Source organism: Neisseria sp. P0021.S006 (genome assembly GCF_051956895.1).
Genome location: NZ_JBQCWZ010000637.1, coordinates 1 through 776 on the forward strand (window position 1 = coordinate 1; position 776 = coordinate 776).

Consider the following 776-nt stretch of genomic DNA (forward strand, 5'->3'; position numbering starts at 1 on the left):
ACTTTATCGTGTGCGGCCGTGCTGGAAAGCAGGTTTTCCGGATAAACCGCCTGCTGTCGTTCCATAGTCCAACCCATTGTCAGCGCGAGTGCGAAGCGAAATGTGAAGCCGTAAAGATGTTGCGGAATCACGCTGCCGATCACGGTTTCACCGTGTTGTCCAAATGGCAGCGTATTTGCCAAAGTCAGGGCTTCTGCCTGCATCTGCGCGGCGGTTTTCACAATAATTTGCGCTTCACCGCTGGAACCTGATGTTTTCAGCCATGCTTCGGCATGGTCGGGAATCAGATGGTTTTCAGGATAGGTGCTCAGTCCTTCCGATTCTGTTTGAGTCAATACATCAGGCAAGTGCCAGATGTTCAGGCCGTCTGAAGACAGCTTTTTATCTGTTGAATCCGTTAAAAACGCTTCTGCCGTTTTTCCCCACTCCAAATTGTCTTGCGCCAAATTGGGCAGCAATAAAACCTTTCCGCCAGAATGCCACACTGCCAACACGGCACAGGCAAACAGCGCGGCATCGTCAAACCACAGCGCGGCCGTTTGCACGCCTGCCTGTTTCAGACGGCCTGACAGATGAAAAACCGCACGGTTGAAATCAGCACGCGTCCAATTCGGATGGGCAGCGATAAGGTCGTGTTGGGGCAGGTCGGGGGATAGAATTTGGGTTAGGTGCATGATGGTTCTAAGGTTTTATAATTTTGATGTATTTGCCTTGGTATCTTCTTTGAATTGGGCCAAGCATTCATCGTATTGTTTGTTTGTCGTTTGGCGTACCAA

At 50.3% G+C, this 776-nt stretch carries 1 pseudogene; it reads right to left on the bottom strand.

Going from position 1 to position 776, the window contains the following annotated elements:
* A pseudogene (locus ACTHUM_RS16180) lies at positions 1-674 on the bottom strand (AMP-binding protein); the annotation flags it as partial.
* Between the last annotated feature and the right edge of the window lie 102 nt (positions 675-776).